Source organism: Actinomadura kijaniata, from assembly GCF_014138665.1.
In the GTDB taxonomy this organism is placed as follows: Bacteria; Actinomycetota; Actinomycetes; order Streptosporangiales; family Streptosporangiaceae; genus Spirillospora; species Spirillospora kijaniata.
In genome coordinates, this window is sequence record NZ_JACJIA010000006.1 from 226046 (window position 1) to 245038 (window position 18993).

23 protein-coding genes are annotated in these 18993 nt (G+C 70.5%); 10 read left to right on the forward strand and 13 right to left on the reverse strand.

The window, feature by feature from the left end; all coding sequences use genetic code 11:
• Window positions 1-34 precede the first annotated feature (34 nt).
• On the forward strand, window positions 35-823 hold the full coding sequence (locus HNR61_RS23740; protein WP_312898058.1) for an NAD(P)-binding domain-containing protein: 789 nt from the start codon (window positions 35-37) through the stop codon (window positions 821-823).
• Window positions 824-870: 47 nt separating this feature from the next.
• Here HNR61_RS23740 and HNR61_RS23745 read toward each other — a convergent pair whose 3' ends face one another.
• Window positions 871-2085 (reverse strand): MFS transporter, encoded by a 1215-nt coding sequence (locus tag HNR61_RS23745; RefSeq protein ID WP_182845386.1) that lies wholly within the window; start codon window positions 2083-2085, stop codon window positions 871-873.
• Window positions 2086-2172: 87 nt separating this feature from the next.
• On the opposite strand from HNR61_RS23745, the gene HNR61_RS23750 reads away from it, so the two are divergent.
• Window positions 2173-2631, forward strand: a complete 459-nt coding sequence (locus HNR61_RS23750) for a winged helix-turn-helix transcriptional regulator (protein ID WP_182845387.1) — start codon at window positions 2173-2175, stop codon at window positions 2629-2631.
• Window positions 2632-2775: 144 nt separating this feature from the next.
• Here HNR61_RS23750 and HNR61_RS23755 read toward each other — a convergent pair whose 3' ends face one another.
• Both HNR61_RS23755 and HNR61_RS23760 read right to left on the reverse strand, forming a co-directional pair.
• Window positions 2776-3672: an RNA polymerase sigma-70 factor gene (locus tag HNR61_RS23755; RefSeq protein ID WP_182845388.1), complete on the reverse strand. Its 897-nt coding sequence runs from the start codon at window positions 3670-3672 to the stop codon at window positions 2776-2778.
• 304 nt (window positions 3673-3976) lie between these two features.
• Window positions 3977-4117: a hypothetical protein gene (locus HNR61_RS23760; RefSeq protein WP_182845389.1), complete on the reverse strand. Its 141-nt coding sequence runs from the start codon at window positions 4115-4117 to the stop codon at window positions 3977-3979.
• A gap of 411 nt (window positions 4118-4528) precedes the next feature.
• Here HNR61_RS23760 and HNR61_RS23765 point away from each other — a divergent pair, with 411 nt between their 5' ends.
• Together HNR61_RS23765 and katG are read left to right on the forward strand one after the other, a co-directional pair.
• Window positions 4529-4933 (forward strand): Fur family transcriptional regulator, encoded by a 405-nt coding sequence (locus HNR61_RS23765; RefSeq protein WP_182845633.1) that lies wholly within the window; start codon window positions 4529-4531, stop codon window positions 4931-4933.
• Window positions 4934-4967: 34 nt separating this feature from the next.
• The gene (katG, locus tag HNR61_RS23770) at window positions 4968-7199 is read left to right on the forward strand and encodes a catalase/peroxidase HPI (RefSeq protein WP_182845390.1); all 2232 of its coding nucleotides are present in this window, start codon (window positions 4968-4970) and stop codon (window positions 7197-7199) included.
• 111 nt (window positions 7200-7310) lie between these two features.
• On the opposite strand, the gene HNR61_RS23775 is transcribed toward katG, so the two are convergent.
• The 3 genes from HNR61_RS23775 to HNR61_RS23785 all read right to left on the reverse strand — a co-directional run bounded on the left by HNR61_RS23775 (window position 7311) and on the right by HNR61_RS23785 (window position 10133).
• Window positions 7311-7745 carry a Fur family transcriptional regulator gene (locus HNR61_RS23775; protein WP_182845391.1) on the reverse strand — a complete coding sequence of 145 codons (435 nt, stop codon included), beginning with the start codon at window positions 7743-7745 and terminating at the stop codon, window positions 7311-7313.
• Between the two features lie 373 nt (window positions 7746-8118).
• A complete protein-coding gene (locus tag HNR61_RS23780) occupies window positions 8119-9348 on the reverse strand; it encodes a serine hydrolase domain-containing protein (protein ID WP_182845392.1) in 1230 nt (409 codons plus the stop codon).
• A gap of 122 nt (window positions 9349-9470) precedes the next feature.
• Entirely contained in the window at window positions 9471-10133 is a 663-nt protein-coding gene (locus HNR61_RS23785; protein WP_182845393.1) for a DUF4097 family beta strand repeat-containing protein, read from the reverse strand.
• 282 nt (window positions 10134-10415) lie between these two features.
• Between HNR61_RS23785 and HNR61_RS23790 the strand changes: the two genes are divergently transcribed.
• A complete protein-coding gene (locus tag HNR61_RS23790; RefSeq protein WP_182845394.1) occupies window positions 10416-11300 on the forward strand; it encodes a DUF2268 domain-containing putative Zn-dependent protease in 885 nt (294 codons plus the stop codon).
• 10 nt (window positions 11301-11310) lie between these two features.
• Complete coding sequence (locus tag HNR61_RS23795; RefSeq protein WP_182845395.1) at window positions 11311-12069, forward strand: MerR family transcriptional regulator; 759 nt, start codon at window positions 11311-11313, stop codon at window positions 12067-12069.
• Between the two features lie 137 nt (window positions 12070-12206).
• Here HNR61_RS23795 and HNR61_RS23800 read toward each other — a convergent pair whose 3' ends face one another.
• From HNR61_RS23800 to HNR61_RS23825, 6 genes are all read right to left on the reverse strand, one after another.
• Window positions 12207-13001, reverse strand: coding sequence for an ABC transporter permease (locus HNR61_RS23800; protein WP_182845396.1), 795 nt, complete (start codon window positions 12999-13001; stop codon window positions 12207-12209).
• Window positions 12998-13948, reverse strand: a complete 951-nt coding sequence (locus HNR61_RS23805) for an ATP-binding cassette domain-containing protein (RefSeq protein ID WP_182845397.1) — start codon at window positions 13946-13948, stop codon at window positions 12998-13000. The genes HNR61_RS23800 and HNR61_RS23805 overlap by 4 nt, the downstream gene beginning before the upstream one ends.
• Before the next feature lie 320 nt (window positions 13949-14268).
• Window positions 14269-14595 carry a DUF1048 domain-containing protein gene (locus HNR61_RS23810; RefSeq protein ID WP_182845398.1) on the reverse strand — a complete coding sequence of 109 codons (327 nt, stop codon included), beginning with the start codon at window positions 14593-14595 and terminating at the stop codon, window positions 14269-14271.
• Window position 14596: 1 nt separating this feature from the next.
• On the reverse strand, window positions 14597-14953 hold the full coding sequence (locus HNR61_RS23815) for a DUF1048 domain-containing protein (protein ID WP_182845399.1): 357 nt from the start codon (window positions 14951-14953) through the stop codon (window positions 14597-14599).
• Entirely contained in the window at window positions 14950-15276 is a 327-nt protein-coding gene (locus HNR61_RS23820) for a PadR family transcriptional regulator (protein WP_182845400.1), read from the reverse strand. The genes HNR61_RS23815 and HNR61_RS23820 overlap by 4 nt, the downstream gene beginning before the upstream one ends.
• A 118-nt stretch (window positions 15277-15394) precedes the next feature.
• On the reverse strand, window positions 15395-16000 hold the full coding sequence (locus HNR61_RS23825; RefSeq protein WP_182845401.1) for a helix-turn-helix domain-containing protein: 606 nt from the start codon (window positions 15998-16000) through the stop codon (window positions 15395-15397).
• Window positions 16001-16087: 87 nt separating this feature from the next.
• Here HNR61_RS23825 and HNR61_RS23830 point away from each other — a divergent pair, with 87 nt between their 5' ends.
• From HNR61_RS23830 to HNR61_RS46920, 4 genes are all read left to right on the forward strand, one after another.
• A complete protein-coding gene (locus tag HNR61_RS23830; protein ID WP_182845402.1) occupies window positions 16088-16714 on the forward strand; it encodes an SAM-dependent methyltransferase in 627 nt (208 codons plus the stop codon).
• Window positions 16715-16756: 42 nt separating this feature from the next.
• A complete protein-coding gene (locus HNR61_RS23835; RefSeq protein WP_182845403.1) occupies window positions 16757-17248 on the forward strand; it encodes a DinB family protein in 492 nt (163 codons plus the stop codon).
• A 29-nt stretch (window positions 17249-17277) separates the two neighbouring features.
• A complete protein-coding gene (locus HNR61_RS46915) occupies window positions 17278-17853 on the forward strand; it encodes an alpha/beta fold hydrolase (protein ID WP_220509718.1) in 576 nt (191 codons plus the stop codon).
• 248 nt (window positions 17854-18101) lie between these two features.
• Complete coding sequence (locus HNR61_RS46920; RefSeq protein WP_220509719.1) at window positions 18102-18296, forward strand: alpha/beta fold hydrolase family protein; 195 nt, start codon at window positions 18102-18104, stop codon at window positions 18294-18296.
• 50 nt (window positions 18297-18346) lie between these two features.
• On the opposite strand, the gene HNR61_RS23845 is transcribed toward HNR61_RS46920, so the two are convergent.
• Window positions 18347-18724, reverse strand: coding sequence for an STAS domain-containing protein (locus HNR61_RS23845; protein ID WP_182845404.1), 378 nt, complete (start codon window positions 18722-18724; stop codon window positions 18347-18349).
• Window positions 18725-18993 lie beyond the last annotated feature (269 nt).

The following is an 18993-nucleotide window of genomic DNA, read 5'->3' on the forward strand; positions in this document are numbered from 1 at the left end:
CACCGAACCGCTACGCACCATGGAGGTAGACGCAGTGAACCGCATCGGCATCATCGGAGTGGGCGAGATCGGCCGCGCCATCGTGACGGGCCTCTGCGACGGGCGCGACGAGCCGCCGGAGGTGTTCCTCTCCCCTCGGGGAGCGGCTACGGCGGCGGAGCTGGCGCAGCGATTCGGGAGTGTGCGGGTGTGCGCCGACAACCAGGAGGTGGTGGACCGCTCCGAGTTGGTGATCATCGCCGTCCGCGGCCGGGACCGGCACGAAGCACTCGCCGGTGTGAGGGTGGACGGCGGCAGGCCGGTGGTCAACGTGATGGCCGGCGTCAGCGTCGACGACCTGCGCCGGACGCTGGCCACCGACGCCCCGCTGGTCCGGGCCATCCCCCTGCCCGCCGTCCGCGAACGCCGCTCCGTCACGGTGACGCATCCCTCGCACCCGACGGTGGACTCCCTCTTCGAGAGCTTGGGTGGTGTGCTTCCGGTCGCGGACGAGTCGGTCTTCAACGTCTTCTCCGCTCTGACGGGGACGTTGACCACCCACCTCGCCTACCTCGCCACGCTCACGTCGTGGGCTGCCGGCCACGGCATCGCCGCCGACGACGCAGACCGCTACGTTCGCGGTCTCTTCCAGGGGGTCGGCCGCGCGCTGAGCGACCGGACCCGCTCCCTGCACCAGCTCGCGGCCGATCACGAAACCCCGAACGGAAGCAACGAACGCATCCGCACCACGTGGTTCACCCCGGCCAACTCCGACGCCCTCGGCAGGGCCCTCGATGACCTCCTCATCCACCTTGAGGGACAACGGGACGAAGGTCAGCGATAGCTTCGGTCCCGTCGAACGGGCGGTCCTGCCCGAGTCGATGTTGCAGGTCATGGGTTGGTAGCCGGGCATGGCGGGGTGTCCGCTTTTTCGGGTCGGGGGGTCGCGTTGTCGCGAGGCAGCCGCCTGTCGATCGCCCAGACGGTCAGCGCGCAGGCCGCGAACCCGGCACCGAGGAGGCTGGAGCCCGTCCAGCCGTGGACGGTGAAGACGGCGGTGGTCGCGGCCGCGCCGAGAGCGGAGCCGAGCGAGTAGAACAGCATGTAGCCGCCGATGACGCTGCTGGTGCGATCCGGGTGCGCGGCGGTGAGCGACTGCTGGTTGCTCACATGCACGACCTGGACCGCGAAGTCGAGGAGCACGATCCCGGCGGCGAGGAGCCACAGCGACCATGGCAGCCGCGCGATCGCCGCCCAGGAGAGGATGAGCAGGGCGAGCGCGAGGCCGGTGACCGGGGCCGCCCGTCCCGCGTCCGCCCACCGTCCCGCGCGCGCCGCGCCGAGCGCGCCGGCGAGTCCGGCGATGCCGAACAGTCCGATCTGGCTCTCGTTCAGCCGCCACGGCGCGTCCGCCAGCGGCAGGGACAGGCCGCTCCACAGGGTCCCGAACGAGGCGAACAGGAAGAACGCGATGAGGCCGCGCGTCAGGAAGACGCGTTGCCCGAACAGTCCGCCGAGCGCGACGACGACCCGCCCGTACCCCGCAGGCCGGTGGGGGCGCTCCTCCGGCGGCAGCGCGACGAGGACGAGGGCCGCGAGCCCGAGTGACAGCACCGCGAGCACGGCGTAGACGCTCCGCCAGCCCCACACCTCGGCGAGCGTGCCGGTGACGATCCGCGCGCCCAGGATGCCGACCACGACGCCCGAGGTCACGACGCCGATGTTCCGTCCGCGTTCGGCAGGCGGCGAGACGGACGCGGCGTAGGCCACCGTGGTCTGCACCACGACCGCGAACACCCCGGCCGCCGCGAGACCCGCGAACGCCATCCACGCGGCCGACGCCGAGGCCGTCAGGGTCATGCCCGCCGCGGTGAGCGCCAGGTGCGCGGCGATGAGGCGGCGCCTGTCGACCACGTCGCCGAGGGGGACCAGCAGCACCAGCCCTGCCAGATAGCCGAACTGGCCGGTCGCGACGATCCATCCGGTGAGCTCCGCCGACACACCGAGATCGCGTCCCATCGGCTCCAGCACCGGCTGCGCGGCATAGATGCTCGCCACAGCGACACCGCACACCACGGCGAGCAGCAACCGCCGCCACACGTCCATAGCGCCTCCATCCAGATCAGTAGCAAATTGCAACCAATTTGACCGTAGGGCATGATGGTTTCAATCCGCAACTGATCGGGAGGTGTCATGCCGCGCACCGCCATGCGCGCCCCGGACCCCGGCTGGACCGACGCCGACTGCCCCGTCGCCCGCACGCTCGACCTCGTCGGCGACAGGTGGAGCCTTCTCGTCATCCGTGACGCGATGGACGGGGCGCGCTCGTTCACCGAGTTCCAGCGGCGCACCGGCATCGCCCGCAACATCCTCACCGACCGCCTCCGCAAGCTCACCGCTCACGGACTCCTCACCCAGCGCACCGCGCCATCGGGCCGGCGCCAGGAGTACGTGCTCACCGACGCGGGCCGGAACCTCTTCCCCGTCATCCTCACCCTGCGGCAGTGGGGGGAACGCCACGCCTTCGCCCCCGGCGAGGCGCACTCCACCCTCGTCGACCAGCACGGCGCCCCTGTGCCGGAAATCGTGCCGACCAGCACCGACGGCGCCCTCCTCGACGCCGACACCACCCACGTGCAGAAGGTCCGGTAGAAAACGGGCGCTCTACGAAGCGGCGATCAGGACCGCAGCCCGAAGAACCGCGAAGTCCCGGTCCGCCTAAGGAACGGTGCGGCCGAGCGGACGGCGGGCGGGCACGCCTTGACCGCCTTCTGGGCGGCTGGTCCCGACGGCTGTTCAGCGCAGGGTGAGCGAGGTCTCGGCTGTGATGTGGGTCAGCTTCTCCGGGTTGCGGACGTAGTAGAGCCCGGCGATGCGGGCGCCCTCGAAACGGATCGCCAGGACGCCGTCGAGCTCGCCGTTGAGGTGAACGAGGAGCGCCGGGTTGCCGTTGACCACGGTCAGCTCACCGGTGAGCGCGCCTTCGGCCTTCCGTAGACCGCCGGAGAACGCGCGGACCACCTTCTCGGCGCCGGCGATCGGACGCAGTGCGGCCTGCTTGACCCCGCCGCCGTCGCTCACCAGGACGACGTCGGGGGCGAGGACGTCGAGCATGACCTGCAGATCCCCGGTTTCGAACGCGCGCCGGAACGACTCCAGGGCCGCCTGGGTCTGGGCGGAGGAGACCGTCTCGCGGGGGCGGCGGGCCTCGACGTGCTGGCGGGCGCGGTGGGCGATCTGCCGGACGGCCGCGGGGTTCTTGCCGACGGCGGCCGCGATCTCGTCGTAGCCGAAGTCGAAGACCTCGCGCAGCACGAACACGGCGCGTTCGGTCGGCGAGAGCGTTTCCAGGACGAGCATCAGCGCCATCGACACGCTCTCGGCGAGCTCGACGTCCTCGGCCACGTCCGGCGTGGTGAGCAGCGGCTCGGGCAGCCAGGGGCCGACGTAGGACTCCTTGCGGCGCTTCAGGACGCGCAGCCGGTTGAGCGCCTGCCGGGTGGTGATCCGGACCAGGTAGGCGCGCTGGTCGCGCACCTGCTCCAGGTCGGCCTTGACCCACCGCAGCCACGTCTCCTGGAGGACGTCCTCGGCGTCGGCCGCCGATCCGAGCATCTCGTAGGCGATGGTGAACAGCAGGTTGCGGTGGGCGAGAAAGATCTCGGTCGCCACGTTGGTCGCGTGATCACTCATCGCCCGCCGCTTTCCTCTCGATGGTCGTCGAAGGCATTCGATCGTGTTCCCACAGCAAGATCCTTTTTCGTGGGCGACCGTTCGGTCCGGCCGCCTGTCCGGTGCGCTCCGGCGGCCCCCGCGTGGAGCCTGATCGCGGTGTCGTTCCCGCGCGAGGACTGGAAGACGCCAGCGTGACGCCCCAGGCCGATGCACTGGCCGCGACGATGCGGACGTCGTCCACGCTGGTCAAGGTCTCGTCGGTGAGCAGACGGCCCAAGGCGTCGGTGCTCAGTCCGCTGCACGCGACCAGGTCCGACCACGGTCACCGCGCCTCCTCCAGCGCGGCGATCAGGTGGTCGTAGCCGACCGTGTCGCCGGACCCGCCCACCAGCCGGTGCGGGCGGATCCGCTCGGCGAAGGTCGGGCACGGGTTGATCACGACCACGTCGGTGTTCGCAGCCATGGCCTCTCCTCCGCTGTCCGGGAATCGCTCACTAGACACCGCGCACCCGGCCTTTGTGACACACGTGAGGCAGATCACCGCTCACGTACGAGAGTGCCGCGCCGACCAGTGCCGCTGCCGTCCCAGCGGGAGGCGGGTGGCGCTGCAGATCGCCACCGAGCGATTCCCCGCTTCCCGTCGCGCAGAAGCTCGACATGGCGGAACGCGGCAGAGTCTTCCGCTCCGGGCGGAGTTGGGCGAGAGTAGGTGCCTCGGCCCGGTTGATCAGGACCCGACGCTGCCCGCTCTCGCGCCGGAGGCGGTGAACCGCCTCTGACCTGGGTCTACATACTTAATTCATTCAATATCTTGACCCGTTCCAGAAAGTGGAGCAGTCTGTGGCGCGTGGCCACGCCCTTGGACTTCCCACGGATGTTGCGCGGGGCCGGACTGCGTGTGACCCGTCCGCGGGTCGCGGTGCTGGGCGCCGTGCACGCGCATCCGCACGCCGACACAGACTCGATCATCGGTGCCGTGCGCCGGGATCTCCCGAAGGTGTCCCACCAGGCCGTGTACGACTCGCTGCACACGCTGACGGCGGCGGGTCTGGTGCGGCGCATCCAGCCGTCCGGCTCCGTGGCGCGCTACGAGTCGCGGGTCGGGGACAACCACCACCACATCGTGTGCCGGTCGTGCGGGACCATCGCCGACGCCGACTGCGCCGCCGGTGAGGCCCCCTGCCTGACCGCCTCCGACGACCGCGGCTTCTCCATCGACGAGGCCGAGGTCATCTACTGGGGCCTGTGCCCCGACTGTTCCACCACCCAGAGTTCCTGATTCACCGCTGCCCAGCCCGGAAGGATCCTCCCTCATGTCGGAAACCCAAGAGCCGGTCGTCTACGACACGAACACCGAGAGCGCGGGCCGCTGTCCGGTCGCACACGAGCGCGCCCCGCACCCCACCCAGGGCGGCGGCAACCGCGGCTGGTGGCCGAACCGGCTCAACCTGCGGATCCTCGCCAAGAACCCCGCCGTGGCCAACCCCCTCGGTGAGGAGTTCGACTACGCCGAGGCGTTCCAGGGCCTCGACCTGCCCGCCGTGAAGCGGGACATCGCGGAGGCGCTCACCACCTCCCAGGACTGGTGGCCGGCCGACTTCGGGCACTACGGCCCGTTCATCATCCGGATGGCGTGGCACAGCGCGGGCACCTACCGCATCAGCGACGGCCGCGGCGGCGCCGGAGCCGGCCAGCAGCGTTTCGCGCCCCTCAACAGCTGGCCGGACAACGCCAACCTCGACAAGGCCCGCCGGCTGCTGTGGCCGGTCAAGAAGAAGTACGGCCAGCAGATCTCGTGGGCCGACCTGATGATCCTCGCCGGCAACGTCGCCCTGGAGTCGATGGGCTTCAAGACGTTCGGCTTCGCCGGTGGCCGCGAGGACGTGTGGGAGCCCGACGAGGACGTCTACTGGGGCCCCGAGAGCACCTGGCTCGGCGACGAGCGCTACAGCGGCGACCGGGAGCTCGAGAACCCTCTGGCCGCCGTCCAGATGGGCCTCATCTACGTCAACCCGGAGGGCCCCAACGGCAACCCGGACCCGATCGCCGCGGCCCGGGACATCCGTGAGACGTTCCGCCGCATGGCGATGAACGACGAGGAGACGGTCGCCCTCATCGCCGGCGGGCACACCTTCGGCAAGACGCACGGCGCGGGTCCGGCGGACCACGTCGGCCCCGAGCCCGAGGGCGCCTCGATCGAGGAGCAGGGCCTCGGCTGGACGAGCACCTACGGCACCGGCAAGGGCGGGGACGCGATCACCAGCGGGCTGGAGGGCATCTGGACCCCCACCCCGATCGCGTGGGACAACAGCTTCTTCGAGACCCTGTTCGCCTACGAGTGGGAGCTCACCAAGAGCCCCGCCGGCGCCCACCAGTGGAAGCCCAAGGACGGCGCCGGCAACGGGCTCGTCCCCGACCCGCACGACCCGTCCAAGCGGCACGCCCCGACGATGCTGACCACCGACCTGTCGCTCCGGTTCGACCCGATCTACGAGCAGATCTCGCGGCGTTTCCTGGAGAACCCCGACGAGTTCGCCGACGCGTTCGCCCGCGCGTGGTTCAAGCTGACCCACCGCGACATGGGGCCCATCGCGCGCTACCTGGGACCGGAGGTCCCGGCCGAGACGCTGCTGTGGCAGGACCCGCTCCCGCCGCTCACCCACGAGCTGGTCGGGCCCGAGGACGTCGCCGCCCTGAAGGAGCAGGTCCTGTCCTCGGGGCTGACGGTCTCCCAGCTGGTCTTCGCCGCGTGGGCGTCGGCCTCGTCGTTCCGCGGCAGCGACAAGCGCGGCGGCGCCAACGGCGCGCGCATCCGCCTGGAGCCGCAGAGCGGGTGGGAGGCCAACGACCCCGACGAGCTGGCGATGGTGCTGCGCGCCCTGGAGGGGATCCAGGAGTCGTTCAACGCCGCCCAGGCCGGTGACAAGCGGATCTCGCTCGCCGACCTGATCGTGCTCGCCGGGTGCGCCGCCGTCGAGAAGGCCGCCAGGGACGCCGGGTACGACGTCGAGGTGCCCTTCACGCCGGGACGCGTGGACGCCTCGCAGGAGCAGACCGACGTGGAGTCCTTCGCCGCGATGGAGCTGTCCGCCGACGGGTTCCGCAACTACCTCGGCAAGGGCAACCGGCTGCCGGCCGAGTTCCTGCTCATCGACCGGGCGAACCTGCTCACGCTGAGCGCGCCCGAGATGACGGTCCTGGTCGGCGGGCTGCGGGTGCTGGGCGCCAACCACCAGCGGTCGCCGCTGGGCGTCCTCACCGAGAACCCCGGGGTCCTGACCAACGACTTCTTCGTCAACCTGCTCGACATGGGCACGACGTGGCGGCCGACGTCGGAGGACGCCGAGGCGTTCGAGGGCCGCGACGCCGTCACGGGCGAGGTCAGGTGGACCGGCAGCCGCGTCGACCTGCTGTTCGGCTCGAACTCGGAGCTGCGCGCGCTCGCCGAGGTCTACGCCAGCGACGACGCCAAGGAGAAGTTCGTGCGCGACTTCGTCGCGGCGTGGGACAAGGTCATGAACCTCGACCGGTTCGACCTCGCCTGATCCGGGCGCTCGGGCCGGTCCGCGCGGGCCGGCCCGAACGGCTGCGATCCGACCCGGCGTTCCTTCCGGCGTCGTCCGCCTCCGGCGCGGCGGCGCCGGGAGGGGCGCGGATCAGCCGGACTCGGAGCGGCACCGGGGGCACAGCCCCCAGAACGTGACGTCGGCCTCGTCGACCAGGTAGCCGGCGTCGTCCACCGGGGTCAGGCAGGGCGGGTGCCCCACGACGCAGTCGACGTCCTTGACCGCCCCGCAGTTGCGGCACACCAGGTGGTGGTGGTTGTCGCCGACGCGTCCCTCGAACCGGGCCGGGCTGCCGGCGGGTTCGATGCGGCGCACCAGTCCCACCGCGGTGAGCGCGTGAAGGGCCTCGTACACGGCCTGGAGGGAGATGTGACCCACGCGGTCACGCACCCCCGAGGCGATGGTCTCGACGTCGAGGTGGTCACCGTTCCGGACGGTCTCGAGCAGCGCGACGCGGGCGGCCGTCACCCGCAGGCCGGCACCGCGCAGCTCCTCTGCGGTGGTCGGGGGCTGGGATGCGGTCATGGCGCCCAACCTACGTTCCTAAACGCGAATCATTCAACTTGACGTGAGGTGTCGCACGTCCAGGACCGGGACGAAGCCCGCGTTCCGGCCCAACGGCGCGGCGTGCCCGCGCCGAACCGTTGATGATCATTACGGGAGGGGCCGCCGGTGGGGGAGTGGCGGAAGGCGCAGAGGTTCGTCGGTCCGCCTTGGCGACTCGGTGGCTGCCGCAGGCTGTCTGGGCAGGTACGGCAGAGGGCCCCGGCATGATCGCCGGGGCCCTTTCATGTGCCGGTCAGCGCTGCCGTCCACGAGCGACTCGGCGTTCCAGCCGCACTCCGTTGCGTTGGAGGCGTTGTCGCTGGTGGCGGCGGCATTGGGTGCGGGCTCGATGTCAGTCGTCGATGGCCTGGTAGAGGGTGGTCCAGAAGTCCTGGATCAGGCGCATCGAGTCGGGGGTGGAGGCGCCGACCTGGGTGAGCAGGATGCCCACCAGCCGGTTGACCGGATCGGCGTAGGTGGCGGTGCCCGCCCCGCCGTCCCAGCCGAACTGCCCCACCGGCGCATAGTCGCCGCGGTAGGTGCGCACCGCCATGCCAAATCCCCAGCCGCCCTGCTGGCCCTGGCCGTGGGAGAGGTGCACGTTGTCCACCGCCAGGGTGTGCCGGGCGGCCTGCTGGGCGGCGGTGAGCTGGTTGGTGGTCATCAGCTCAACGGCCGGTCGCGACAGGATCCGCCGGCCGCGGTGGGTCCCGCCGTTCAGCAGCATCTGGAAGTAGGCGTGGTAGTCCTGGGCGGTGGACACCAGCCCGCCCCCGCTGCTGGGGAAGGCCGGGGGCTGGCTCCAGCGGCCGCCCTGGGGGGCGTCCCACACCACCATCTGCCCGGTCTGGGGGTCGGGGGCATACAGGGTGGGCAGCCGGTCGATCTTGCCGGGGGGCACGTGGAAGGCGGTGTCGACCATGCCCAGCGGCTCGAAGATCCGCTCGTGCAGGAAGGTCTCCAGGGGCTGGCCGGTGACCCGGGCCACCAGCACCCCCAGCACATCGTGGCTGATGTGGTACTGCCAGCGCTCACCCGGCTGGTACATCAACGGCAATTCCCCCAGGCGGCGCAGCCATTCGTCGGGGGCGGGCATGGGTTCGGGCAGGTTGGGGGTCAGGCCCTGGGCGAAGATCGCGTCCATGATCGGGGTGCCCAGCGAGGTCATGTCCATGCCCAGCCCGAAGGTGGAGGACAACAGGTCCCGCACGGTGATGGGGCGCCGCGCCGGCACGGTGTCCTCCAGCGGCCCATCGACGCGCGTGAGCACTTGGCGGTCGGCCAGCTCAGGCAGCCAGGACTGGATCGGGTCATCCAGGCGCAGCCGGCACTCATCCACCAGCACCATCGCCGCCGCGATCGCCACCGGCTTGGAGGTGGAGGCCATCCGGAAAATGGTGTCGGGGCGCATCGGCGCGCCCCCGCCGTGGTGCAGGGTGCCCAGGGCCTCGATGTGGGTGTGCTCGCCGTGGCCGACCAACGCCACCAGCCCGGGGATCTTGCCCGATTCCACATGCCGCTCCAGCACACCGCGCACCCTGCGCAGTCCCGCCGAAGACAAACCGTTGTCGCCGTTCTTCATCATCAATCTCCTTCTTGCAAGCGTTCGATCTACGGGATGCGCCCCGAGGTGCTGCTCATGGCCTCGGTGAACTGGGCCTGGTGAGCCGGGGAGCGCAGGGGCACGACCTCAGCGGCCGCGGGTCAGAGGCTGCGGGCGGTGATGTCGCCGTAGTCGGTGGTGGCGCGGATGTTCAGCTCGGCGGCGCCGTCGTTCTTGAGGCTGTTGTGGATGCGCCCGTAGGAGGTGTGAGCGTCCAGAGCGGCCGAGACGCCGGAGGCGGCGCCGACCGAGATCGCACCGGCCTGGGTGCGCAGCGCGACCGCGCCGCGCACGGCCTCGGCGATGTCGATGTCGCCCTTGCCGGTGCTGATGTCCGCGGGGCCGTCCAGGCGGCCGACCTTGACGTCACCGGCGTCGGTGGTGAGGTGGAGGCCGGCGACCTCTTCGATGTCGACCGGGCCGTGGGAACCCTTGAAGGTGACCTCGCCGAGCCGCCCCACGGCCTGGACCTCGGCGCTGGCCGCCTTCGCCTCGACCCCGGAACCGGCGGGCAGCTGGACGGTCACCTCGATGGACCCGGAAGGACCGAGCAGCTGGTTCTTGGCCGAGGCCGTGATCCGCAGGACACCGTCGCGGTAGTCGACCGTGGTCTGCTCGGCCATCTTGACGTCGCGGCCGTGGGAGGGGTCGGCGGGGCGGACCTGGACGGTCGTGTCGGTCCGGTCGGCGGCGATGAACTGCACGCGCCCGGCGGGGATGTCCAGGGCGACGGTGATCGGGGCGGGGGTGGAGAACGTCTGCATCGTGGGCTCCTGCGCTTGTCGTTTCTGACATTGGAAAAGCTACGTTGCTTTGACGGAATCTGCAAGAAGATCGTTGCGGATAAATAATGTTTGTGCAGGTAGATGCAGAGTAATCGTTGCAACGATCTTGCAAGATAACGCAACGACGACCTTCGGAGCGTTGCATTGGGTTGAAAGTGAACGCTATGTCGGGGTCTCGGGGGCGCAGGCCCCCGGGGGGCTCGAACGGATCGGCGCCACCGGCTTGACCTTGACGTTGCGTCAACTTCTAGCATCGCGGCCATGTCGATCACTGTTCTTGACACCTACTCCGCCATGCGGCGGATCCTGCTGGCCCCGGTCGCGGACCGCGTCGGCCTGCTGCGTTCGATGCTGGAGCCCACCAGGGGCATGTACCGCTACCACCCCGGCGAGATCGACCTGGTGGCCATGCACCTCGAAGCGTCCGGGTTCCCCATCGACCGCGACGAGCAGCGTTGCCTCGACGCCCTCGAAACCCTGGCGGCGGCCGGGGCCTGGGAGCGGATGCAACGCGCCCTCGACGACGCCCTCGCCGTCCTGCTGGAGGCGACGCCGGGGCTGGAGGTCCCGGACATCACCGTGCTGTTCGTGCTCGGTGACCCGGGGGACGAGCACTTCATGGGGCCCTGCCGGGGAGTGACCGGGTTCGGCGGCATCTCGGGCCACATCGTGATCACGCTCTGGCCGTTCCCCGAGAACGTGGAGCGGCTGGAGGCCACCGCCGTGCACGAACTCCACCACAACCTGCGGTTCGGACCCGGCGGGGTCGTGTGGAACCCGATGACCGTCACGGTCGGCGATCACATCGTCTCCGAGGGCCTGGCGGACGCCTTCGCCCGGCAGCTCTACGGCGACGAGCTCGGCCCCACCCGCATCGGCGTGCCGCACCTGCACGACGACGAGGTCTTCAGCAAGGTGCTCACCGGACTCGACGTGACGGGCATGCAGAACTTCACCGCCTGGGTGCACGGCGACCCCAGCGCCGAACGCTTCGGCCTGCCCCCGGTGGGACTGCCGATGGGCGCCGGGTACGCCGCGGGCAACCGGCTGGTCGACGCCTACCTGGCGGCGACCGGGCGGACGGCGGCGCAGGCCCTGCACGCCGACAGCTCGGAGATCATCGCGGCCACGGTCCATCGCGGGTAACACTGGAACGATGGAGTGGACGATCCAGGAACTCGCGGTAAGGGCCGGCATCACCAGCCGCACCCTGCGTCACTACGACAGCTTCGGGCTCTTGGCTCCGTCCCGGGTCGGCGCGAACGGGTACCGCTACTACGACTCCACCGCGGTCGCCCGCCTCCAGCGGATCCTGCTCATGCGCCGGCTCGGCATGGGTTTGCCGGCCATCGCCGAGGTCCTGGCCGACGAGGTGGACACGTGCGACGGTCTCCGCGCCCACATCGCCGCGCTGGAAGAGGAACGGGACCGCATCGAACGGCAGATCCGGTCTGTGCGTCACACGCTCGAAGCCCTGGAGGCGGGGGCGGAACCGCAGATGGACGTCATGTTGGCGGGGTTCAACGACCACTACAAGGACGAGGTGATCTCACGCTGGGGCGAGCACGCGTTCCAGGTGAGCAACGACTGGTGGCACGGTAAGACCCTCGCCCAGCAGCAGGCCTGGAAGCAGGACGCCGAAGACCTCGTCGCCGCATGGGTCGCCGCGGCGAAGGCCGGGGTCGCGCCGACATCTGAGCACGCTCAGTCGCTGGCCGCCCGGCACGTCCGGTGGCTGAGCCAGATCCCGGGCACCCCTACGGCCGAGGGCGACCGGGAACGCTCGGTCGAGATGGTGAAAGGCATGGGGGACATGTACGTCGACGACCCCCGCTTCGCGGGCATGTACGACGACGCCGCGGGGGCGAGGTTCGTCCGCGACGCGCTGCATGCGTACGCGCGGACCCGGATGTAGCTCGCATGGTTCGCAGGAAAGAGGGGCTCTGACACACCCGTGCCGACCTGGGCGGCGACTTCGGTGTCGAAGGTTCGGGGCCGTCAGATCCGTAGGTCTGACGGCCCCGTTCGGCCGGTTCCCGACGGTGGATCCGGTCAGCGGCTGGGATCGCGGCCGAACAGCTTCACCGACCAGAGGAAGCCGACCAGGGTGATGCCCACGGACCAGGCGACGGTCTGGTAGCCGCTGGTGCCGATGGCGTCGCCCATCAGCAGGCCGCGCAGGGTCTCGATGGCGGGCGTGAACGGCTGGTACTCGGCGAACCAGCGCAGGGCGGTCGGCATCGAGTCGGTGGGCACGAAGCCGCTGCCGAAGAACGGCAGGAGCATCAGCAGCAGGGGCGCGTTGCTGGCGCTCTCGGGGTTCTTGGCCACCAGGCCGAGCGCGACGGCCAGCCAGGTGAGCGAGAAGACGAACAGCGTCAGCAGCCCCGCGGCGGCGACCCACTCGGCGGGGTTGGCGTTGGGCCGGAAGCCGATCGCCAGCGCGACGACGGTGACGACCACGATGCTGATCGCGATGGAGACCAGGGTGCCGACGACGTGCCCGGTGAGGATCGACGACCGGGCGATGGCCATGGTCCGGAACCGGGCGACGATCCCCTCGGCCATGTCCATGGACACCGAGATGGCGGTGCTGGTGGCGGCGCCGACCGTGGTCATCAGGATGATGCCGGGGGTCACGTAGTCGATGTACGCTTCGCGGCCTCCCCCGCCGGCGAGCCCGTTGCCGAGCGTGCCGCCGAAGACGTAGACGAACAGCAGCAGGAAGACGACCGGCATGCCGATGATCTGCACCGTCATCGCCGGATAGCGGAGCATGTGCTTCAGGCGCCGGCGGATCATCGTCGCCGAGTCGGCCAGGGGACGGGTGCGAACGGCGGTGCTCATCGAACTGCGTCCTTGGGGTTGCCGGTGAGGGTGAGGAAGACGTCGTCGAGGTCGGGGGTGTGGACCGACAGTTCCTCGACGTCGATGGAGTGGTCGTCCAGGCGGGCGAGCATCTGGCGCAGGGAGCCGACGCTGCCGTCGCTGGGGATCTGCAGGGTGAGGGCGTCGCCGTCGAGGAGGCCGGTGCCCAGGGCGCGCAGGGCGGAGTCGACGTGGTGCTGGTCGGCGAAGCGCAGGCTGACGTGCCCGCCGGGGATGAGCCGTTTGAGCTCTTCGGGGGTGCCCTGGGCGATCAGCGTGCCGTGGTCGAGCATCGCGACGCGGTCGGCGAGCTGGTCGGCCTCCTCCAGGTACTGCGTGGTGAGGAAGATGGTGACGCCGCTCTCCACCAGCTCTCGGATGATCTGCCACATGGTGCGGCGGCTGCGCGGGTCCAGGCCGGTGGTGGGCTCGTCCAGGAAGATGACGCGCGGGTTTCCGACCAGGGTCATGGCCAGGTCCAGGCGGCGCTGCATGCCGCCGGAGTAGGTGGAGGCGGGCTTGCGGGCGGCCTCGACCAGGTCGAACCGCTCCAGCAACCGCGCGGTGAGCTGCCGGCCCGCGCGGCGCGGCAGATGGTGCAGGTCGGCCATGAGATTGAGGTTCTCCTCGCCGGTCAGCAGCTTGTCCACGGCCGAGTACTGGCCGGTGACACCGATGGACGCGCGCACCGCCTGGGGGTCCTTGGCCAGGTCGTGACCCGCCACCCGGATGTCGCCGCCGTCGGCCGGGATCAGGGTGGACAGGATCTGGACGGTGGTGGTCTTGCCGGCGCCGTTGGGGCCGAGCAGGGAGAAGACCGTTCCTTCGGGGACGGCCAGGTCGATGCCGTCGAGCACGACCTTGTCGCCGTTCTTGCCGCGGTAGGACTTGCGCAGTCCGCTGGCCGCGATGGCCAGGTTCGCCATGACGATGCTCCTCACGGAGGACAGGGGGACAGGGGATCAAGGGCCGCGGGCGGTGATGCCGTCCGGGGATGTGGCCGGTGGCGGCGCCGGCCGAGATGTCGGCGGGATCGCAGGCCGGACCGGCGGGGGGCAGATGTCAGCCCAGATGGTTGTGCGCAGTGACGATCGTGCCGGGGATCACGGCGTCGGCCGGCCGAGCGGCACGAGCGGCCATGACGATGGCCTGGGGAAGGGACCGGCGCGACTCGGCGCGCACGGCGACGAGCAGGCTGTCGCTGGTCAGGGAACCGAGGTTGTCCGTCGGTTCCGGTTGAAGGGTGTTACTTCTCGACCGTGCCGGATCCTCCGCGCTGGGAGTCCTGGAAGAGGTCCGCGTAGGTGGGGGAGTCCTTGATCAGGTCGTCGCAGAACGCGGCGACGTCGGTGCCGGTGAGTTCCAGGACCCCCTTGCCCGCGGCGGCGCCCTCCTCGAAGAAGTCGACGATCCCCGGGAGCAGGGGCCCGTCGGGCAGGTCGACCGGCCCGACCTTGAACAGGTACCGCTGCATCTCCTTGTAGACGATCTGGTAGTCCTCCGGGAGCGCCTTGACGCGCGCCATGTGCGCCCGCCACTGCTTCTTGCCCTCGATGATGTCCTGGATACCCACGTCAGCCTCCCAACCGGCTCAGTTTCCTCGCGACGTTCCTGTTCAGCTGCTCACGCCACCGGTCGCGGTAGGTTCGGGCCCCCTGTCCGCCGGCCAGCGCCGCGCAGAAGCCCGCGACGTCCTCGCCGAGCACCTCGCGGACGCTCTGCCCGTCCGCCGCGGTCTCCTCCAGCAGCCCCAGGGCGGCATCGAGGATCGGCATCAGGTTGCGGCCGGTGAAGTCCGAGTGGGGGAGCAGGTGGCCCTTGATCTGCGCCCACGCCACCCGGTAGTCCTCCGGCAGGGCCTGGGCCCGGGCGTCGAACGCCTTCCATTCCCGGGTGAGGTCGCTGCCCGTGATGGTCTCCCAGAAGCTCATCTCCCGCCCTCCTTGAGCTTGTCGATGCGTGATGAGACGTACTGCCATTTCGCCCAGAACTTCGCGAGGTGCTCACGTCCGGCGTCGTTGAGCGCGTAGAACTTGCGCGGCGGGCCCAGTTCGGACGGCCGCTTCGTCACCTGGACGAGCCCGTTCCTCTCCAGCCGCACCAGGATGGTGTACACGGTCCCCTCGACGACGTCGGCGAAGCCGAGTTCGTTCAGCCGACGCGTGATGGCGTACCCGTAGGTCTCCTCGCCGCTGATGATTTGGAGCACGCAGCCCTCCAGCGTGCCCTTGAGCATCTCCGTCAGGTCGTCCATCGCGGGCCCTCTTCGTTCTGTAGGTACTTTGTAGTACCGAGTACTACTATAGAGTATCACTGAGTAGTGAGGCAACGCCCGCCGGAGGCGGACGTGACGGGACGGGACGGGACGAGGGCTACCCCTGGCCCCCGTCGGGAGACGGCCGGTGGGTATCGGCGCGTACGTGCGAACGCACCCCTTGCAGGCCGAACAGGATGAGGACCTCGACCGCGCCGCCGTCGGCGCTGCCCAGCCAGTGCGGCAGCGACGTGTCGAACTCGGCCGCCTCACCGGGCGGCAACGTCAGGTCGCGCTCGCCGACCACCAGCCGCAGGCGCCCGCTGAGCACGTACAGCCATTCGAAGCCCTCGTGGGTCTGCGGGGTCGGTTCGAGCGGGGCCGGCCGGGCGGGGATGATCATCTTGAACGCGTGCACGCCGCCCGGCCGCCGGGACAGCGGCACGAAGACCATTCCGAACCGGCGGATCGGCTTGAGGTGGATCCGGGGGTCGCCCGTGCGCGGGGCGCCGACGAGGTCGTCCAGCGGAACGTCGTAGATGCGGGCCAGCGGTAGCAGCAACTCCAGGGTCGCCCGGCGCTGCCCGCTCTCCAACCGGGACAGGGTGCTCTCCGACACCCCGGTCGTCGCCGCGAGGTCGGCGAGGGTGATGCCGCGGTCGCGGCGCAGCCCCCGCAGCCGAGGTCCCACCGCGTCGAGAACGTCTTCCGTTGTGCGGTCCACGAGGCCATCTTGCCGGAACCGCAAGATTCCGTGCCAGATCGTGGAGCACCTGGCAAAACTGGGCGCGTACCGACAGAAGGAGCCTTGATGAGCACCACCGATGCGGTCACGTTCTGGGACGGCGTTCACGCGGCCCGGACGGCGGCCGTCGACCCGCGGCCGAACCCCCTCCTCACCGAGACGGCCACGGGCCTGCCGCCCGGCGACGCGCTGGACCTGGGGTGCGGCGACGGCGGCGACGCGCTGTGGCTCGCCCGCCAGGGGTGGCACGTCACCGCCGTCGACGTCTCGGCCGTGGCGGTCGAGCGGCTCGCCGCCCTCGCCCGATCACACGGCCTGGGCGGCCGCGTCACCGCCGAGCGGCACGACCTGCACGAGTCCTTCCCGCAGGGTGGATTCGACCTGGTCTGCGCCCACTACCTGCACACGCCCCTGGACCTGGACAGAGCCACCGTCCTGCGTTCGGCCGCGTGCGCGCTGCGCCCGGGCGGGCGGCTGCTGGTCGTCGACCACGGTTCGACGGCGCCGTGGTCGTGGAACCAGGATCCCGACGTCACGTACCCGAGCCCGCGTGAGGTCGCCGCGGGCATCGGCCTGGACGCGGCGGCGTGGACGGTCGAACGGGCCGACGCGCCCCGCCGGACCGCGACCGGACCGGGCGGGCGCACCGCCGAGGTCACCGACCATGTCCTCCTCATCCGCCGCACCGCCTGACACGGCGACCGGCACCGTTCCCGACAGAACAAGGAGACCACCGTGCCCGCCACCACGCGCCGCGGCGACACCCCGCCGCCCCGGACCGGAAGCGGCGAGACCGAGGTCCTGCGCGGATTCCTCGACTACCTCCGGGCCTCGATCGTCGCGAAGGTCGACGGTGCCCCCGAACCGCGGGTGCGAACAGCCGCGGTGCCGTCGGGCACGAACCTGCTCGGCCTGCTCAACCACCTGACCTTCGTCGAACGCTCGACCTTCCTCGGAGACGAGGTCACCGACTGGCAGGCGACGTTCCAGGCCCCACCGGCCGACAGCGTGGCCGATGTCGTGGCCCGCTACCGGGAGACGGTCGAGCGCGCGAACGACGTCCTCGACCGGTGCGCCGATCCCGGCGCGCCGGTTCCCCGAGCGCGGCCGGGCCGTCCCGTTCCCAGCATCCGCTGGGCGCTCGCCCACATGATCCAGGAGACCGGCCGCCACGCGGGCCACGCGGACATCCTCCGCGAACTCATCGACGGTACGACCGGGCGCTGACTCCGCCACCCTCCCCAGGACAGGAACACATGATCACCTCAACACGGTCGCTGACGCGCCGTTTCCTCCCATCCGCGCGTACCGCGGCGGCCCTCGCGCTCGCCCTCCCGCTCACGGTCGGCACCGCGGCCTGCTCCACGCCGCCGTCCGGGAACGTCGCCCCCTACGCCGTCGCCGCCCAGCGCGACCCGGCGTTCCAGAGCGCCTTCCGGCACGGGTTCGCCGACGTCGACGGCGTCCGCATGCACTACGTGACCGGCGGCAGCGGCACGCCGGTCGTGCTGATCCACGGTTGGCCACAGACCTGGTACGGCTGGTGGCCGATCATGCCCGCGCTCGCCGAGAAGCACACCGTCTACGCCATCGACCTTCCCGGCCTGGGGGACAGCACCGGCTCACCCACCGGCTACGACAAAGCCACTCTGGCGCGGTACGTGCACAGGCTGGTCGCCGATCGTCTCGGGGTACGCGACGCCCGCGTCGTCGGGCACGATTTCGGCGCCGCGGTGGCGTTCCAGTACGCGAGCCAGTTCCCCGGCGACACCGCTACCTCGACCTGCCGCTCCCCGGACCCGCGATCAACGCGTCCCTGTACCGCTCGCTGAGCTGGCACATCGCCTTCCACTCCCAGCGACGGGTCCCCGAGGCGGTCGTCGGCGACGACGTCCGCGAGTACCTGGCGCTGTTCTATCCCCAGGTCTCGTTCGGCGGCACGGCGTTCGGCGGCACCTCGCAGCGGTCCCCGTTCACCGACGCCGAGATCGACGAGTACGCACGGACCTACCGCCGGCCCGAGGTCCTGTCGGGAGGCTTCGAGCTCTACCGCGCCCTCGACAAGGACGTCCGCGACACCGTGGCAGCGACACCCATCCGTGTCCCGGCCCTGCTCATGACCGCCCAAGGCCAGCTCAACGCGATCCGGGCCACGGTGGCTCCACGCATGACCAACATCGTGCGCGCTGTGGACGTGCCGAAGGCGGGACACTGGCTCGTCGAGGAGAACCCCCGGTTCGTCACCGCGGAGCTCCTGCGTTTCCTCGCGGGATGACCGCCCCTTCGAGCCGGCACGGCGCGGGTCGTCCGGCCCATGGGTTCGGCTCAGGACGCAGGGTGGCTGTTCTGCGTGGTGGAGCGGGCGGCCAGGGCTGCCTTGGTGGTGAGGTGGCTGGGGATCAGCCGGTCGACACCGGTGAGCGACAGCAGCCGGGCCAGGCGGTCGGGGACCTGCGCCAGGGCCAGTGAGCCACCTGCGGCATGCAGCCGCCGGTACAGCAGGACCAGGGCGTTCAGCCCGCTGGAGTCGCAGAACGGCACGCCGACCAGGTCCAGGATCACGTCGGGGTGACCGGTGTCGACACTGCCCTGGGCCACGTCGAGGAACCGGGAGCTGGTGCGCATGTCGAGCTCGCCGGTGACCGCCAGGACCACCACGGTGTCGCGCCGTTCGACCACGGCGACCTGCAGGTTGCTGCTCACGATGTCGCTTCCTTCGATGAACACCCGGCCTTCGGGGAAGCGGCCCCTCAGGGTGGAGAACTTCGGTCACAACGCTGGTGCCGGCTTCGGCAGCCCGGTTCGGCAGGTCAGCGGCCCCACTCAATCAGCTCGTCTTGTCCAGCGAGTGTGTCACGAACGCGGGCTCCTCGGGCAGGCGGAGCACATGGCCCTGGCCGCCACCGAGCCATGCGAGGGCCCGCATCGCCCTGAGCCGACGTTGTCTTCGCCCCTCGAACCCGGTCCAGGAC

Coding starts and splice junctions, on each gene's coding strand:
- HNR61_RS23780 (WP_182845392.1), bottom strand. CDS start 9,348: ATGAAGAACGGCGACAACGGTTTGTCTTCGGCGGGACTGCGCAGGGTG.
- HNR61_RS23755 (WP_182845388.1), bottom strand. CDS start 3,672: ATGAGTGATCACGCGACCAACGTGGCGACCGAGATCTTTCTCGCCCAC.
- HNR61_RS23765 (WP_182845633.1), top strand. CDS start 4,529: ATGTTGCGCGGGGCCGGACTGCGTGTGACCCGTCCGCGGGTCGCGGTG.
- HNR61_RS23790 (WP_182845394.1), top strand. CDS start 10,416: ATGTCGATCACTGTTCTTGACACCTACTCCGCCATGCGGCGGATCCTG.
- HNR61_RS23815 (WP_182845399.1), bottom strand. CDS start 14,953: ATGAGCTTCTGGGAGACCATCACGGGCAGCGACCTCACCCGGGAATGG.
- HNR61_RS23745 (WP_182845386.1), bottom strand. CDS start 2,085: ATGGACGTGTGGCGGCGGTTGCTGCTCGCCGTGGTGTGCGGTGTCGCT.
- HNR61_RS23820 (WP_182845400.1), bottom strand. CDS start 15,276: ATGGACGACCTGACGGAGATGCTCAAGGGCACGCTGGAGGGCTGCGTG.
- HNR61_RS23795 (WP_182845395.1), top strand. CDS start 11,311: ATGGAGTGGACGATCCAGGAACTCGCGGTAAGGGCCGGCATCACCAGC.
- HNR61_RS23785 (WP_182845393.1), bottom strand. CDS start 10,133: ATGCAGACGTTCTCCACCCCCGCCCCGATCACCGTCGCCCTGGACATC.
- HNR61_RS23805 (WP_182845397.1), bottom strand. CDS start 13,948: ATGGCGAACCTGGCCATCGCGGCCAGCGGACTGCGCAAGTCCTACCGC.
- HNR61_RS23775 (WP_182845391.1), bottom strand. CDS start 7,745: ATGACCGCATCCCAGCCCCCGACCACCGCAGAGGAGCTGCGCGGTGCC.
- HNR61_RS23830 (WP_182845402.1), top strand. CDS start 16,088: ATGAGCACCACCGATGCGGTCACGTTCTGGGACGGCGTTCACGCGGCC.
- HNR61_RS23800 (WP_182845396.1), bottom strand. CDS start 13,001: ATGAGCACCGCCGTTCGCACCCGTCCCCTGGCCGACTCGGCGACGATG.
- katG (WP_182845390.1), top strand. CDS start 4,968: ATGTCGGAAACCCAAGAGCCGGTCGTCTACGACACGAACACCGAGAGC.
- HNR61_RS23750 (WP_182845387.1), top strand. CDS start 2,173: ATGCCGCGCACCGCCATGCGCGCCCCGGACCCCGGCTGGACCGACGCC.
- HNR61_RS23760 (WP_182845389.1), bottom strand. CDS start 4,117: ATGGCTGCGAACACCGACGTGGTCGTGATCAACCCGTGCCCGACCTTC.
- HNR61_RS46915 (WP_220509718.1), top strand. CDS start 17,278: ATGATCACCTCAACACGGTCGCTGACGCGCCGTTTCCTCCCATCCGCG.